The sequence below is a fragment of the Clostridium sp. UBA7339 genome, assembly GCF_002470865.1.
GTDB lineage: Bacteria > Bacillota > Clostridia > Clostridiales > Clostridiaceae > Clostridium_J > Clostridium_J sulfidigenes.
Genome location: NZ_DKPI01000006.1, coordinates 1,074,915 through 1,090,326, shown reverse-complemented (window position 1 = coordinate 1,090,326; position 15,412 = coordinate 1,074,915). Strand labels below are relative to the sequence as shown.

Sequence of the window (15,412 nt, the reverse complement as noted above, 5' to 3'; positions counted from 1 at the left end):
CTTAATGAATGAAATTTTAAAGTTATTGAAACCATATAAAAGTGTATCTATTATAGGTATGAATAAAAATGTGGGAAAAACTACAACTTTAAACCATATCTTGAAGGAGGCTAGGGGCTCTGTGTCCCTTGGCCTAACTTCTATAGGGAGAGATGGTGAAGAGTTAGACAGGGTTACGGCTACAGAGAAACCTAAGATATATATTGAAAAGGGGACTGTGATTGCTACAGCCAAACAATGTCTTTTAAATAGTGATTTCACAAGAGAGATTGTAAGAACTACAGGAATAAATACTCCTATGGGAGAAGTTGTTATTTGTAAAGCCTTAAGTGATGGTTATGTGGATTTAGGAGGACCTTCCGTGAATTCATATATGACCAATATAAAAGATCAATTATTAAGTCTTCAGTGTGATCTTGTAATAGTAGATGGAGCTTTAAGTAGAAAGACCTTTGCTTCACCCGCCATAACAGAAGCTACAGTGTTATCTACAGGAGCCGCTCTATCAAGAAGTATGAAGACCGTCATAAGTGAGACAAAACATACTATGGATCTATTAAGTTTACCCCATGAGCAAGATAGGTCTATTTTAAATGTCGCAACAAAAATATGTGATTCAGGAATTGTAGGCATCATTTATAAGGATGGTACCTATAAAGTACTAGAGGTTTTAACTGCCCTAGAAGCTTCAAAAGAAATTGTAGAAGCTTTGAGTGAACAAGTATCCCATGTAGTTATTAAAGGTGCAGTTTCTGACAAACTTATTAAAAATATCATGACTTCTACTAACCTATATAAAGATATAACTTTTCTTGTGGAAGATGGTACTAAGCTATTTATTAGTAGTGAAAGCCTTTATAGATTCCATAGGCAAGGTGGAGTCATAAAGGTCCTAAATAAGATAACTGTGGTTTGCATAACTTCAAATCCAAAATCACCTTATGGATATGAATTTCCAAAGGATGAATTCTTAAAAGGTCTTAGAGAAGCTGTCAATGTTCCAGTATTTGATGTATTAGGGGGGAAATAATATGAAGTTTTTAGATAATGAACAAAGGGCTCAAATAGGGTTTTCCTTTATCATGGATGAGCTTGGTATAATAACTCCTTATGGTACTGAGGAAAAGAAGCTGATAAAGCCTTTTAGAATTAATGAGTATGATAAATTGGTAGAAGAGCTTACTAACGTTGAGCTGATGATAGGTCATATGAATGAATATCATGATGAGTTTAACGATATAGTAAGACTTCTACACAAGATTAAAGATATAAGAAATACATTAAGAAGAGCAGAGAAGGTAGAAATATTAGATGAAGTTGAACTTTATGAGGTTAAATATGTATCTATGCTTTTGGAAGAGCTTAAATTAGTCTTAGATAATATTAATTTATCTGTAGGTAAAATTAAGCTTCATTCCCTAGAAGAAGTAATAGATATATTAGACCCAAGTAAAAAACGTTTATCTACATTCTATATTTATGAAGAATATAGTGAAAAACTTTCTCAGATAAGAAAACTAAAAGGTGAAAAGGAAAAAGCAATTTTTTCTTGCAATGATGAAGGTCTTATTGAAAAGTTAAAACAAGAGCGATTAGATATTGTTATTCAAGAGGAAGAAGAAGAGTTACATATTAGAAAAGAACTTACTTCTAAATTGTCCTCCTTTAGTAGATATATATCAGAAAATTTAAAAGTGGTAGGTATTTTAGATTTATTAATGGCAAAGGCAAGCATTGCTATTAAATACAATTGTGTTAAACCTAACATAGTTAAAGAGATGAATATTGATATAGAGGATGGAATAAATCCTGAAATTGAAGCGATCCTTAAGAAAAAAGGAAAAGCATTCTCTCCTGTTAATATACAGCTTCATGGAGGAACTACGGTGATAACTGGAGCTAATATGGGAGGAAAGAGTGTAGCATTAAAGACTATTGTTTTAAACCTATTTCTTGGACAATTGGGCTTCTTTGTATTTGCAAAAAAAGCAACTTATCCAGTATTAGATTTTATTCATTTTGTTTCAGACGATATGCAATCTATATCTAAGGGATTGAGTACTTTTGGAGCTGAGATAATTAAATTAAAAGAAGTGGTAGAGTGTGTAAAACGTGGAGATGGATTTGTAGCTCTTGATGAGTTCGCTAGGGGAACAAACCCTAAAGAAGGATATTACCTTGTAAAATCTCTTGCAAATTATCTACAAAAATTTAACACTGCTAGCATAATATCTACCCATTATGATGGTGTGGTAGAAGAACCTATGGTTCATTATCAAGTTGTAGGACTAAAAAATATAGACTTTGAGAAACTAAAATATAAGATTGATCTTAATAAGACTCATTCAGTTGAAATTATCCAAGAGCATATGGAATATAAACTTGAAAGAGTATCTAAGACAAATCAAGTACCTAAGGATGCGCTAAATATAGCGATGCTATTAGGATTAGAAAAAGACATAGTGAATATAGCGAAAACATATTATGAGGAGGAGTACAATGGAAAGTAAATTAAATTTAGATTTAAATCTAGTTGCTAAAGCTAGAGAATCATCAAAGAATATAGCTCAAGACACTCAAAAGTTCATAGACAGACATACTACAGTAGCTGTAGAAAGAACTGTATGTAGATTATTAGGTATAGATGGCGTAGATGAATTTGGAGTACCACTACCAAACGTAGTTGTAGAAAACATTAAAGCTGGAAACGGATTATCTGTTGGAGTTGCTGTATTAGTAGGTAATGCTATGGTTAACACTGGATTAACTCCACAAGAAATAGCAGAAAAAGTAGCTAAAAATGAATTAGATTTAACTAAACTACCTATGAAAGATATGTTTGAAATAAAAATGGCAGTTGAAAAAGTTGCTAAAAACATGGTAGCTACAATCAAAGCTAACAGAGGCGAGAGAGAAGCTTACCTTGAAAAATTCGGCGATAAAACAGGTCCATACCTTTATGTTATCGTTGCTACAGGAAATATCTATGAAGATATAATTCAAGCTAAAGCTGCTGCAAAACAAGGTGCAGACGTTATAGCTGTTATTAGAACAACAGGACAAAGCTTACTTGACTACGTTCCATACGGAGTAACAACTGAAGGATTCGGAGGAACTTTTGCAACTCAAGAAAACTTTAGACTTATGAGATCAGCTTTAGATGAAGTTGGAGAAGAATTAGGAAGATACATCAGATTATGTAACTACTGTTCAGGATTATGTATGCCAGAAATAGCTGCTATGGGAGCTATGGAAAGACTTGACGTAATGCTTAACGATGCATTATACGGAATTCTTTTCAGAGATATCAACATGCAAAGAACTATAGTTGACCAATATTTCTCAAGAGTAATCAATGGTTTTGCAGGAGTTATAATCAACACTGGTGAAGATAACTACTTAACAACTGCTGATGCTGTTGAAGAAGCTCACACAGTGCTTGCTTCTCAATTCATCAATGAGCAATTTGCTTTAGTTGCAGGACTTCCAGAAGAGCAAATGGGTCTAGGACACGCATTTGAAATAAATCCAAATGTTGAAAATGGATTCCTATATGAGCTTGCTCAAGCACAAATGGCTAGAGAAATATTCCCTAAAGCACCACTAAAATACATGCCTCCAACTAAGTTCATGACTGGAGATATATTCAAGGGTCAAGTACAAGATGCATTATTTAACATGGTTACAATAATGACTAGCCAAAAATTACACTTATTAGGAATGTTAACAGAAGCTATACACACTCCATTTATGAGTGATAGAGCACTATCTATTGATAATGCACAATATATATTCCATACAATGAAAGACCTTGGTTCTGAAATCACTTTCAAAAAAGGTGGAATAATGGAAACAAGAGTTGATGAAGTTCTAGGAAAAGCTGCTGATCTATTATCTGTAATAGAAAAACAAGGTTTATTCAGTACTTTAGAGCAAGGTAAATTTGCAGGTATTAAGAGACCTCTAAACGGAGGAAAAGGATTAGATGGAGTTGTTGAGAAGGAAGCTAATTACTTCAACCCATTTATAGATTTAATGTTAGGAGGAAACAGATAATGAGTGGTGGATTATATTCAACAGAAGTTAGAGATTACGATACTAATTTAGATCTAACTAAACTTAAACCTTACGGAGATACTATGAACGATGGAAAGGTTCAAGTGAGTCTTACTTTACCAGTTAAAGATGATGAAAGAGGAATAGAAGCTGCTATTCAACTTGCAAAATCAATGGGACTTAAAGATCCAAACGTTGCTCATCACGGATCATTAGATAAAGAGTTTACATTCTATGTAGTATATGGTTCATTAACTCATACTGTTAACTATGAAGAAATTCATGTTCAAACTGTAGAAGTAGATACTATGTCTATGTCAGAAGTTGGAGAATACATTGAAGAGCACATCGGAAGAGATGTAGTTATCATAGGAGCTTCAACAGGAACAGACGCTCACACAGTTGGAATCGATGCTATAATGAACATGAAAGGTTTCGCTGGTCACTATGGTCTTGAAAGATACAAAGGTATCGAAGCTTACAACCTAGGAAGCCAAGTAGAAAACGAAGAGTTCGTTAAGAAAGCTATCGAGCTAAAAGCTGACGTTCTTCTAGTATCTCAAACAGTTACACAAAAGGATGTACACATCCAAAACCTTACTAACCTTGTAGAGTTATTAGAGGCAGAAGGTTTAAGAGATAAAGTTGTATTAATCTGTGGTGGTCCAAGAATAACTCACGAACTTGCTAAAGAATTAGGATACGATGCAGGATTCGGACCAGGAAAATATGCAGATGACGTTGCTAGCTTTGCAGTAACTGAAATAGTTGAAAGAAAGTTAGTTTAATTTAAAAAGTTTAATGTTTAAAAGTCTAGTTTAATGTTTATATATATATTTAGTTTATAGGGATAAAAACTAAAAGGGTTACGTGAAATAAAATTATAGGGTATATAAGTAGAATGAAGAAATTCATTCTACTTTATTTTTTACTCCAAATCTACGATTTGGCTAAGTAAAAAATACTCATTCGAATGAATATGAGAAGGAGTTTCCTCGAGAGCAAAGCGAAAAGTCACGTTAGTGACACCACTCCAAATCTACGATTTGGCTAAGTAAAAATAAGTGAGAATCTAAATCTTTGATTTAGTAGTTCGAACTTACTCCTTAGAACGTATGTGAAAAGGAGTTCCTAAATTGAAAATGAATATGAGAAGGAGTTTCCTTATAAATACAATAACTATTTAACTATGAATCTATTTAAATGTTTTTATACATAGATAGATATATAGTTATATTATACCCATACAAATAATACAAAATACTAATATTTATCAAATTGTATTGATTTAATATGACGTTTATGGAATAATTGTATTGTAAAGATTAAATGAATAGATACAAAATATACATACAATTTTGTACTATACTGTAGGGGGAATATAAATGAATACAAGATCAGAGTTAAACAAAAACCTAGCAGAAATGCTAAAGGGTGGAGTAATAATGGATGTAGTTAATGCTGAGGAAGCTATAATTGCAGAGAAAGCAGGAGCGGTTGCTGTAATGGCTTTGGAACGTGTGCCTTCTGATATTAGAAAGCAAGGTGGCGTTGCTAGAATGTCAGATCCTAAGATGATAAAAGAAATTCAAGAAGCTGTATCTATTCCAGTAATGGCAAAGGTGAGAATAGGTCATTTTGTAGAGGCACAAATATTAGAAGCCTTTAAGATTGATTATATAGATGAAAGTGAAGTATTAACTCCAGCGGATGATTTATTTCACATAGATAAAAAAGGATTTAATGTACCTTTTGTATGTGGAGCTAGAAACCTAGGAGAAGCACTAAGAAGAATAGGTGAGGGAGCTTCCATGATAAGAACTAAAGGAGAAGCTGGTACTGGAGATGTTGTAGAAGCTGTAAGACATATGAGAACTATGATGAGTGAAATAAGAAAAGTACAAAACACACCGAAGGAAGAGCTTATGACTATAGCTAAAGAAATGGGTGCACCATATGACTTAATAGTTTATGTTCACAACCATGGAAGACTACCAGTAGTTAACTTTGCTGCCGGTGGAGTAGCTACCCCAGCTGATGCAGCTTTAATGATGCAACTTGGAAGTGATGGAGTTTTCGTTGGTTCTGGTATATTTAAATCAGCAGACCCAGAAAAAAGAGCTAAAGCTATAGTTCATGCTGTAGCAAACTATAATAATCCTGAAATCTTATCACAAGTTTCTGAGGATTTAGGAGAACCTATGGACAGTATAAATACTAAGGATATACCAGATGGCAAATTATATGCATCAAGAGGATGGTAGTACCATGATAACTATAGGTGTACTAGATTTACAAGGAGCTGTAAAAGAACATGTAGATAAGATTAATAATATAAGTGGAGCCACAGCTTTAAGAGTGAAGAATGTGAAGGACCTAGAGGATATAGATGGCCTTATAATTCCAGGAGGAGAAAGTACTACCATAGGAAAACTATTAAGGGATTTTCAGATGCTATCTCCACTAAAAAGCAAAATTGAAAGTGGGATGCCAGTATGGGGAACCTGTGCAGGTATGATAATTCTCGCTAAATCCATCCTAGGAAGTGATTACAACCATTTAGGTGTTATGGGTATAGAGGTAAGAAGAAATGCCTATGGCTCTCAATTAGACAGCTTTATAACAGATGAAATAGTGGAAGTTGTCAGTGAAGAAAAAATACCTCTAGTATTTATAAGAGCTCCTTACGTTGAAAAAGTGCATGAAGGGGTAAAGGTGCTATGTAAACTAGATGAAAAAATAATAGCATGCAGAGAAAACAATATGCTAGCAACATCATTTCATCCAGAGTTAACAAAGGACTTATCAATGCATAAGTATTTTTACAACATGTGCAAAGATAGATTAAAATAAATAATGAGCTTTTGCAAAATAAATCATTAATCTTATATAAAATGCTGAGGATGTGCTTTAATAATATAAGTGCATCCTCAGCATTTATTTAGTTTAATTTATTTTGAAGAAGTTCCTAAGCTAGTTCTTCCCATTGATCATATAGGCTTTGAAGTTTTTCTTCAGTTTTTTGTATTTCTTTATTTATTTCTATGCTTTTTTCAGGGTTTGAATAGACTTCTTCAAGGCATAGCTGCCCTTGAAGCCCTTCAAGAGATTCCTCAGTAGCTGCTATTTTATTTTCAATGTTTTTAAGAATATTAGCTTTTTCTTTTTCAGCTTTTTCAGCTTCACGTTTTTTCTTTTTATCTAGCTTTAACTGAGTCTTAGTAATCCCTGAACCTTCCTCTATATCCTCAAACCTTAACGGGTTTTTCTTTTTCTCTACGTAATAGGAATAGTTGCCTAAGTATTCCTTCACTCCATCTTCATTAAGTTCAAAGATTTTGTTTATAATTTTATTTAAGAAGTATCTATCGTGGGATATGAGAATTATTGTGCCATCATAGTTTAAGATTGCATCTTCTAAGGCCTCGCGAGAGACAATATCTAAGTGGTTTGTAGGTTCATCTAGAAGAAGAAAATTAGCTTTAGAAAGCATTAGTTTTAGTAAATTAATTCTACATTTCTCTCCACCACTAAGGGTAGATATGGACTTAAATACGTCATCCCCTGTAAATAAGAAGGCTGCAAGAGCCGATCGTATCTCAGTGGTAGTCATATGAGGAAAATCATCCCATACCTCATCTAAAATAGTTTTATTAAAGTTTAAATTAGATTGCTCTTGATCGTAATATCCAACAAATACGTTTTTACCTAATACCTTAATCCCATTATCTGAAGGTATTTTATCCATGATTATTCTAAATAAAGTAGTTTTACCACGACCGTTTTCACCTATAAGAGCAATTTTTTCTTCACGTTTAATATCCATATTTAAACCTTCAAATAGAAGTTTTTCACCAAAACTTTTACTTAAATTTTCTACATAAAGAACATCATTACCACTTTTAATTTGTGTTTCAAACTTTATTTTTGAAGCCTTTGCATCTTTGATAGGTGCTTCTATTCTTTCTATCTTATCTAAGGCCTTTTGGCGACTTTCAGCAGCTCTTATACTTTTCTCACGATTAAAGGACTTATACTTAGTTATGATTTCTTCTTGTCTTTTAATCTCTGCTTGTTGAAGGTCGTAAGCCTTCTGCATCACTTCTTTATTTTTCTCTTTAAGGTCGATAAAGGCTGTATAATTTCCGTTATAGCACTGTGCAGTTCCACCTATTAGTTCTATAGTTTTATTGGTGATAGCATCTAAGAAGAATCTATCGTGGGAAATTACTATAATTGTGCCTTTAATCTCTTTAAGGTAGTTCTCTAACCATTCTATTGCATCAAGGTCAAGATGGTTTGTAGGTTCGTCTAGAAGCAAAATTTCAGGTTTTCTAAGAAGGAGCTTACATAAAGCAACTCTAGTCTTTTGACCACCGCTTAATATAGATATGGATTTATCAAAATCAACTTCTGTAAAGCCTAGGCCTTTAAGTACACGACTAATTTCACCTTTATAAGTGTATCCACCACGATTTTCGTAAACCTCTGTTAAAGTAGTATAATCACGTATAATCTTATTGTGATAATCTTCTTTAGCAGCATCATAAGGTTCCTTCATCTTCTCTTCTAAATTGTGTAATCTTTCCTCCATATCTATCAGTGACTTAAACACAGAAAGAAGTTCAGTATATATGGTTTTATCTGAATCTAGAGAAAGGTTTTGAGAAAGATATCCAAGTTCCTTTGATTTATCTATATATAGCTCACCACTATCATATTCCATTTGGTTGGTTAAAATTTTAAATAGGGTTGATTTACCTGCACCATTAGCACCTATTAATCCTATTTTTTCACCTTCATTTATGTTGAAGGTAATATCTTTTAAAATCATATCTATTCCGAAGTATTTACTTATATTTTTACAACTTAAAACTACCATTTATTTCACCGTCCTACTAGCATTTTAACATGAAAGTTAGAAATTTAAAATAATTTGTATAGTACAGTGGAGGAATGGGTATTGTGAGTAATAGGAAACATTGTTATATATAATACAAAGAAAAGTAAAATTGGCATAAAAATTAAGTTTATGAGATCTTATATATTATTTATGATAAAAAGTTAAAAAAATTTATAATTTATATATACAATAAAGTATTTTAAATGTACAATATAGCATTATAGTTTATTTATTAAAAAATATATAACAAATCAATGGTAATATAGTATAATATCTATATGAATAAAACCTACGTTGAATATGAGATCAGAATAGTTATTTTAAATAATATTTAATAGAGAATTATAGTATGAAAAAGCATGAAAATAAAAGGCAGAAAGAATAAATAAGAAATATATAAAGAATATAAATAAGGAGTTGATAAGAGGTGGAGAAGAAAAGAAGCATTTCTATGGCTGTAATAAAAAGGCTACCTAAATACTACAGATATTTGCGCGAATTAGATAAAAATGAAGTTGATAGAATATCCTCTAAAGAACTAAGTGAAAGAATTGGGTTTACAGCTTCACAAATAAGACAGGATTTAAATTGTTTTGGAGATTTTGGTCAACAAGGGTATGGATATAATGTTAAAGAATTATTATATCAAATCTCTGTTATATTAGGCCTTAATAAAGAGTATAACACTGTAATAATTGGAGCTGGAAATATAGGTCAAGCAATTGCCAATTATACAACCTTTGATAAGATGGCATTTAATCTTAAAGGTATTTTTGATGTAAATGTAAAACTTATTGGACTTAAAATAAGAGATATTGAAATTAGAGATATGGATGAGTTAGATGGTTTCTTACAGAGAGAAAAGATTAACATAGCCATAATTTGTGTGCCTAAAAATAGAGCTCAAGGGGTAGCAGATGTGGTAACAAAGAATGGCGTAAAGGGAATATGGAATTTTGCACCTATAGATCTAAAGGTTAGCGAAGATGTTATTGTAGAGAATGTACATCTTAATGAAAGTTTAATGACTTTAAGTTACTTATTAAATGAGCGTGAAAAAGAAGAAGAATTCCTATAATACTAAAAAAAGACAATACGAATTTCTTAAAATTTGTATTGTCAGGAATTTTTTGAATTTAATTATATGAATTAAGTAAAAAGATTCATTAAAAAACATAAATAAAATATAAATTAGGTTGAAAAAGAATTATAAACAGTCTATAATAGTGATTAAGGTATTAGAACCTTAATCACTATTTTTGTTAAATTAATAACGATTTATGGCGGCTAACACCTGAAAAATTGCATGGGGGATTTTGAACATGGATTATAAGAACATAGTCTTGGAAAAAGAAGGAAATGTGGCTTTGGTTAAACTAAACAGACCTAAAGCATTAAATGCTTTAAACACAGAAACTTTAAAAGAAATTGATTGTGTTATCCAAGAAATTTCTGGGGATAAAGAAATTTATGCAGTTATTCTTACAGGAGAAGGTAAAGCTTTCGTTGCTGGAGCTGATATTTCAGAAATGAAAGAAATGAATGCTATAGAAGGTAAAGAATTTGGTATTCTTGGGAATGGGGTTTTTAGAAAAATTGAAAAACTTGAAAAACCTGTTATAGCTGCAGTTAATGGTTTTGCATTAGGTGGTGGATGTGAACTTGCAATGGCTTGCGATATTAGAATTGCATCAGTTAAAGCTAAGTTTGCACAACCAGAAGCAGGGCTTGGAATAACTCCTGGGTTTGGCGGAACTCAAAGGTTATCAAGACTTGTAGGTGAAGGAATTGCAAAAGAATTAATTTACACTTGTGACATGATCAATGCTGAAGAAGCTTTAAGAATTGGATTAGTAAACAAGGTAGTAGAACCAGAGACACTTTTAGATGAAGCAAAAGCTATGGCTAATAAAATAGCTAAGAATGCTCCTATAGCTATAAGCCAATGTAAAGCGGCTATCAATAGAGGCTTGCAAATGGATATTGATAGTGCAGTATTATATGAAGCTGAAGCATTTGGAATGTGTTTTGCTACTGAAGACCAAAAAGAAGGTATGACAGCTTTTGTTGAAAAGAGAGACAAGAATTTTAAGAATAGATAATCGAAATAGATAATCGTATAAGTAGGAGGTATTATAATGAATTTTTCATTAACTAAGGAACAAGAACTTGTAAAGCAAATGGTAAGGGAGTTTGCTATTAATGAAGTAAAACCTATAGCAGCTGAAATAGATGTTACAGAAAGATTCCCAATGGAAAACGTAGAGCAAATGGCTAGATACAACATGTTAGGAATTCCATTCCCAACTGAATTCGGTGGAGCAGGTGGAAACAACGTATCTTATGCTATGACTGTAGAAGAACTTTCTAAAGTTTGCGGAACTACAGGAGTTATAGTTTCTGCACACACTTCTTTATGTGGAGCACCAATATACCAATTTGGTACTCAAGAGCAAAAAGAAAAATATTTAACACCACTTGCAAAGGGTGAAAAACTAGGTGCATTTGGTCTTACTGAGCCAAACGCAGGTACTGATGCTGCTGGACAACAAACAACAGCTGTACTTGAAGGAGATCACTACGTATTAAACGGTTCAAAAATATTCATAACTAACGGTGGAGTTGCTGATATCTTCGTAGTATTTGCAATGACTGATAAATCAAAAGGAACTAGAGGAATATCTGCTTTCATAGTTGAAAAGGATTTCCCTGGATTCTCAATAGGAAAAGTTGAAGAGAAGTTAGGAATAAGAGCATCATCTACTACTGAATTAGTATTTGAAAACTGCATAGTTCCAAAAGAAAACTTACTTGGAAAAGAAGGAAAAGGATTTGCTGTTGCAATGCAAACTCTTGATGGAGGAAGAATTGGTATAGCAGCTCAAGCTTTAGGACTAGCTCAAGGAGCTTTAGATGAAGCTGTTGCTTACATGAAAGAAAGAAAACAATTCGGAAAATCAATAGCAGCATTCCAAGGACTTCAATGGATGGTTGCTGATATGGATGTTCAAATAGAAGCTGCTAGACTTTTAGTATACAAAGCTGCATACAAAAAAGATATGGGTATGCCATACTCAGTAGAAGCTGCTAGAGCTAAATTATATGCTTCAGAAGTAGCTATGGATGTTACAACTAAGGCTGTTCAATTATTTGGTGGATATGGATACACTAAAGAATATCCAGTTGAAAGAATGATGAGAGATGCTAAGATAACTGAAATCTACGAAGGAACTTCTCAAGTTCAAAGAATGGTTATCGCAGGAAGCATATTGAAATAGGAGGTAGTGAAAGATGAAAATAGTTGTTTGTGTAAAACAAGTACCAGATACAAATGAAGTTAAAATAGATCCAAAAACAGGAACTCTTATAAGAGATGGTGTTCCTTCAATAATAAACCCAGATGACAAAAACGCTTTAGAAGGAGCTTTACAATTAAAAGATACTTATGGTGGACACGTAACTGTTATAACAATGGGACCTCCACAAGCAAAAGTAGCTTTAGAAGAAGCATTAGCAATGGGAGCAGACGAAGCTATACTAGTTACAGATAGAGCTTTCGCTGGAGCTGATACATTAGCTACATCTCACGCTTTAGCTGCAGCTATTAAAAACTTAGATTATGATATAATATTCGCTGGAAGACAAGCGATTGATGGAGATACTGCACAAGTTGGACCAGAAATTGCTGAACACTTAGGAATGCCTCAAATAACTTATGTTGAAGCAGTTAGCCAAGAAAAAGAAGGCGTATTAAACGTAAGAAGAGCTTGGGAAGATGGATATGAAAATATCAGAGTTAACACTCCAGTTCTATTAACTGCAATCGAAACTTTAAACGTGCCAAGATATATGAACATTAAAAACATATTCGCAATGGCTAAAGAAAAAGAAGTTAAAGTATGGACTGTAGCAGACATTAACGTTGATGTTAACCTACTTGGTCTTAAAGGATCACCTACAAAGGTTAAAAAATCAATGACTAAAGAAGCTAAAGGACAAGGTGAAATATTTGAAGTATCACCAAAAGAAGCAGCTTCAATTGCGCTTTCAAAACTAAAAGAAAAACACTTCATCTAAGATATAGTTAAGGAGGAAATTACCATGAATATAGCAGATTATAAAGGTGTATGGGTCTTTGCAGAGCAAAGAGACGGAGAATTACAAAAGGTTGCTTTAGAATTATTAGGAAAAGGAAGAGAAATAGCTGACAAGTTAGGAGTAGAACTTACAGCATTATTACTTGGACATAAAAATATAGAAGAAATGACTAAAGAATTAGGAGCTTTTGGAGCAGATAAAGTATTAGTATGCGACAATGAGTTACTAACTCACTATTCAACTGATGGATATACAAAAGTTATAAACGAAGTTGTAAATGCTAAAAAACCAGAAATCCTATTCATTGGAGCTAGCTTCATTGGAAGAGATTTAGGACCAAGAGTTGCAGGAAGACTTTCAACAGGTCTTACAGCTGACTGTACATCTCTAGATGTAGATGCAGAAACTAACAACTTATTAATGACAAGACCAGCTTTCGGTGGAAACCTAATGGCTACAATCGTTTGTGGAGATCATAGACCACAAATGTCTACAGTAAGACCTGGAGTTTTCGAAAAGTTAGCTAAAGATGAAAACAGAACTTTCCAAGTTGAAAAATTTGACGTTCAATTATCAGCTTCTGATATAAGAACAGAAACTATAGAAGTTGTTAAATCAGTAAAAGAAATGGTAGACATTACTGAAGCTGATATCGTAGTTTCAGGAGGAAGAGGAGTTGGCTGTAAAGAAAACTTCGCTTTACTTCAAGAACTTGCAGACGTAATGGGAGGAACTTTAGCTGGATCAAGAGCAGCTGTTGATAATGGCTGGGTAGAAAAAGCAGTTCAAGTAGGACAAACAGGAAAAACTGTAAGACCTACTATATATATAGCTTGCGGAATCTCTGGAGCAATCCAACACTTAGCTGGAATGCAAGATTCTAACTACATCATAGCTATTAACAAAGATTCAGATGCTCCAATTATGAAAGCTGCTGACGTAGCTTTAGTAGGAGACTTTGCTAAAGTTATTCCAGAAATGATAGCTCAATATAAAGAGATGAACAAATAGTAAATTTATAAGACTTTAGATTAATTGAATTTTATAGTACACTAATTAACATAAGATGAGGGGATATACGGAGATGTATATACCCCTCATTTGTTAAATATTGAATAAAAGTCTAATTTCGTTGAAAATTGTATACATATATTTATATTTATTGAGTTATTTTTGATAAATATAAATATAAATATAAATATATAAAAATGTGGTAATATAGATTTGTAATAGTCTATAATCCATAATACAAAATTATGTTAGGAGTGTTTAATATGAAAAAGATATGTGTTTTAGGCGCAGGTACAATGGGATCAGGAATAGCTCAAGCTTTTGCCGCTAAAGGATATGAGGTAATAGTTAGAGATATAAAGGATGAATTCGTACAAAAAGGTCTTGGAATGATAGAAAAAAATATTAAAAAACTTGCTACAAAAGGTAAAATAACAGAAGAACAAGCAGAAGAAATTTTATCAAGAGTTAGTGGAACTACAGAATTAAGCTTATTAGATGATGTAGATTTAATAATAGAAGCTGCAGTAGAAAATATGGAAATCAAAAAACAAATATTCAAAGAATTAGATGAAATCTGTAAACCAGAAGCAATCCTGGCTACAAATACATCTTCACTTTCTATAACTGAAATTGCTACTGCTACAAAGAGAGTTGATAAAGTTATAGGACTACACTTCTTTAATCCAGCTCCAGTTATGAAACTTGTAGAAATCATAAAAGGAATGGGAACATCACAAGAAACATATGATGTAATGCATGAATTAGTTATTAACATATCTAAGGAGCCAGTTCAAGTAGAAGAAGCTCCAGGATTTGTAGTAAACAGAATTTTAGTACCTATGATAAATGAAGCTGTTTGCATCTATGCAGAAGGTATTGCAAGTGCTGCAGATATAGATAAAGCTATGATGCTTGGAGCAAATCATCCAATGGGACCTCTTGCTTTAGGTGACTTAATTGGACTAGATGTTTGCTTAGCAATCATGGATGTATTATATAAAGAAACTGGAGATTCAAAATACAGAGCACACAGCCTACTTAGAAAATTCGTTAGAGCTGGACAATTAGGAAGAAAAACTGGAAAAGGATTCTTCGATTATAGTAAATAATAATATCATAAAAATATTACAGCAAAAGAGTAAAGAATAATTTATCTTTACTCTTTTCTTTATGTGAAAATAAATTAAATATAATTAAAAAAATAAAAGATAGATAAAATTATAACAATGCATTTTATAATTTATTGTAGATTTTTAAAAATAAAAGGAGTATAGTTTAAATGGAATCACCAGAAGTTTGAAAGAATAACTGGAATTCAAGAGGATGTTTATAAAAAATGGA

The 15,412-nt window shown here is 32.6% G+C and carries 13 protein-coding genes; 12 read left to right on the top strand and 1 reads right to left on the bottom strand.

What is annotated here, in order from left to right:
- Positions 1-4: 4 nt before the first annotated feature.
- From B2S02_RS08485 to pdxT, 6 genes are all read left to right on the top strand, one after another.
- Complete coding sequence (locus B2S02_RS08485; protein WP_035130517.1) at positions 5-1,030, top strand: hypothetical protein; 1,026 nt, start codon at positions 5-7, stop codon at positions 1,028-1,030.
- Position 1,031: 1 nt separating this feature from the next.
- Complete coding sequence (locus B2S02_RS08480) at positions 1,032-2,510, top strand: MutS-related protein (protein ID WP_035130514.1); 1,479 nt, start codon at positions 1,032-1,034, stop codon at positions 2,508-2,510.
- Positions 2,500-4,056, top strand: a complete 1,557-nt coding sequence (locus B2S02_RS08475) for a lysine 5,6-aminomutase subunit alpha (protein WP_346920554.1) — start codon at positions 2,500-2,502, stop codon at positions 4,054-4,056. The genes B2S02_RS08480 and B2S02_RS08475 overlap by 11 nt, the downstream gene beginning before the upstream one ends.
- Positions 4,056-4,844: an OAM dimerization domain-containing protein gene (locus tag B2S02_RS08470; RefSeq protein ID WP_346847179.1), complete on the top strand. Its 789-nt coding sequence runs from the start codon at positions 4,056-4,058 to the stop codon at positions 4,842-4,844. Before B2S02_RS08475 ends, B2S02_RS08470 begins: the two co-directional genes overlap by 1 nt.
- Before the next feature lie 597 nt (positions 4,845-5,441).
- Positions 5,442-6,320: a pyridoxal 5'-phosphate synthase lyase subunit PdxS gene (pdxS, locus tag B2S02_RS08465; RefSeq protein WP_346878422.1), complete on the top strand. Its 879-nt coding sequence runs from the start codon at positions 5,442-5,444 to the stop codon at positions 6,318-6,320.
- Positions 6,289-6,909, top strand: a complete 621-nt coding sequence (pdxT, locus tag B2S02_RS08460; RefSeq protein WP_346847181.1) for a pyridoxal 5'-phosphate synthase glutaminase subunit PdxT — start codon at positions 6,289-6,291, stop codon at positions 6,907-6,909. Before pdxS ends, pdxT begins: the two co-directional genes overlap by 32 nt.
- A gap of 115 nt (positions 6,910-7,024) precedes the next feature.
- Here the strand turns inward: pdxT and B2S02_RS08455 are convergent, their stop codons facing one another.
- On the bottom strand, positions 7,025-8,938 hold the full coding sequence (locus B2S02_RS08455) for an ABC-F family ATP-binding cassette domain-containing protein (protein WP_346920553.1): 1,914 nt from the start codon (positions 8,936-8,938) through the stop codon (positions 7,025-7,027).
- A gap of 448 nt (positions 8,939-9,386) precedes the next feature.
- Between B2S02_RS08455 and B2S02_RS08450 the strand changes: the two genes are divergently transcribed.
- The 6 genes from B2S02_RS08450 (at position 9,387) to B2S02_RS08425 (ending at position 15,180) form a co-directional block, all read left to right on the top strand.
- Positions 9,387-10,037, top strand: coding sequence for a redox-sensing transcriptional repressor Rex (locus B2S02_RS08450; RefSeq protein ID WP_035130502.1), 651 nt, complete (start codon positions 9,387-9,389; stop codon positions 10,035-10,037).
- A gap of 244 nt (positions 10,038-10,281) precedes the next feature.
- Positions 10,282-11,061 carry a short-chain-enoyl-CoA hydratase gene (locus B2S02_RS08445; protein ID WP_035130499.1) on the top strand — a complete coding sequence of 260 codons (780 nt, stop codon included), beginning with the start codon at positions 10,282-10,284 and terminating at the stop codon, positions 11,059-11,061.
- A gap of 36 nt (positions 11,062-11,097) precedes the next feature.
- On the top strand, positions 11,098-12,237 hold the full coding sequence (locus tag B2S02_RS08440) for an acyl-CoA dehydrogenase (RefSeq protein WP_346847183.1): 1,140 nt from the start codon (positions 11,098-11,100) through the stop codon (positions 12,235-12,237).
- Positions 12,238-12,250: 13 nt separating this feature from the next.
- Complete coding sequence (locus tag B2S02_RS08435) at positions 12,251-13,036, top strand: electron transfer flavoprotein subunit beta/FixA family protein (protein ID WP_035130493.1); 786 nt, start codon at positions 12,251-12,253, stop codon at positions 13,034-13,036.
- Positions 13,037-13,060: 24 nt separating this feature from the next.
- Positions 13,061-14,068, top strand: a complete 1,008-nt coding sequence (locus B2S02_RS08430) for an FAD-binding protein (RefSeq protein WP_150845320.1) — start codon at positions 13,061-13,063, stop codon at positions 14,066-14,068.
- Between the two features lie 263 nt (positions 14,069-14,331).
- Positions 14,332-15,180 carry a 3-hydroxybutyryl-CoA dehydrogenase gene (locus B2S02_RS08425; protein ID WP_346847184.1) on the top strand — a complete coding sequence of 283 codons (849 nt, stop codon included), beginning with the start codon at positions 14,332-14,334 and terminating at the stop codon, positions 15,178-15,180.
- The last annotated feature ends 232 nt before the right edge of the window (positions 15,181-15,412 follow it).

What these genes read in the sequence shown, in the direction of transcription:
- B2S02_RS08485 (WP_035130517.1), top strand. Translation starts at nt 5, where the DNA reads ATGAATGAAATTTTAAAGTTATTGAAACCATATAAAAGTGTATCTATT.
- B2S02_RS08480 (WP_035130514.1), top strand. Translation starts at nt 1,032, where the DNA reads ATGAAGTTTTTAGATAATGAACAAAGGGCTCAAATAGGGTTTTCCTTT.
- B2S02_RS08475 (WP_346920554.1), top strand. Translation starts at nt 2,500, where the DNA reads ATGGAAAGTAAATTAAATTTAGATTTAAATCTAGTTGCTAAAGCTAGA.
- B2S02_RS08470 (WP_346847179.1), top strand. Translation starts at nt 4,056, where the DNA reads ATGAGTGGTGGATTATATTCAACAGAAGTTAGAGATTACGATACTAAT.
- pdxS (WP_346878422.1), top strand. Translation starts at nt 5,442, where the DNA reads ATGAATACAAGATCAGAGTTAAACAAAAACCTAGCAGAAATGCTAAAG.
- pdxT (WP_346847181.1), top strand. Translation starts at nt 6,289, where the DNA reads ATGGCAAATTATATGCATCAAGAGGATGGTAGTACCATGATAACTATA.
- B2S02_RS08455 (WP_346920553.1), bottom strand. Translation starts at nt 8,938, where the DNA reads ATGGTAGTTTTAAGTTGTAAAAATATAAGTAAATACTTCGGAATAGAT.
- B2S02_RS08445 (WP_035130499.1), top strand. Translation starts at nt 10,282, where the DNA reads ATGGATTATAAGAACATAGTCTTGGAAAAAGAAGGAAATGTGGCTTTG.
- B2S02_RS08440 (WP_346847183.1), top strand. Translation starts at nt 11,098, where the DNA reads ATGAATTTTTCATTAACTAAGGAACAAGAACTTGTAAAGCAAATGGTA.
- B2S02_RS08435 (WP_035130493.1), top strand. Translation starts at nt 12,251, where the DNA reads ATGAAAATAGTTGTTTGTGTAAAACAAGTACCAGATACAAATGAAGTT.
- B2S02_RS08430 (WP_150845320.1), top strand. Translation starts at nt 13,061, where the DNA reads ATGAATATAGCAGATTATAAAGGTGTATGGGTCTTTGCAGAGCAAAGA.
- B2S02_RS08425 (WP_346847184.1), top strand. Translation starts at nt 14,332, where the DNA reads ATGAAAAAGATATGTGTTTTAGGCGCAGGTACAATGGGATCAGGAATA.